This is a genomic window from Flavobacterium silvaticum (assembly GCF_012911565.1).
Taxonomy (GTDB): domain Bacteria; phylum Bacteroidota; class Bacteroidia; order Flavobacteriales; family Flavobacteriaceae; genus Flavobacterium; species Flavobacterium silvaticum.
Genome location: NZ_JAAMPU010000020.1, coordinates 1 through 246, shown reverse-complemented (window position 1 = coordinate 246; position 246 = coordinate 1). Strand labels below are relative to the sequence as shown.

Below are 246 nucleotides of genomic sequence, written 5' to 3'. Positions count from 1 at the left end.
GGCTAGGCGTTGCGATGAGCGTCGAGATGGTGGCCAGCTGGATGCCGCACTGTGACGGGTTGATGGCTCCCGATCCGTTCGGGTTGTCGAGCAAGGCAGGGGTCGATACCTGGCAGGCCGTCCCGTAATACCCGAGCCATGTGCCGTTGCGTTGCAGCTCCACCTGGATGCTGTACGTGGAGGCATAGTCGTAGGAAGCCATGTTGGTGAACGAGAAGTATCCCTGTGGACGCTCCACGTATTGAG

At 60.2% G+C, this 246-nt stretch carries 1 protein-coding gene; it reads right to left on the bottom strand.

What is annotated here, in order from left to right; translation table 11 throughout:
• On the bottom strand, window positions 1-246 hold a 246-nt coding region (locus tag G6047_RS17005; protein ID WP_211165338.1), incomplete at both ends, for a hypothetical protein.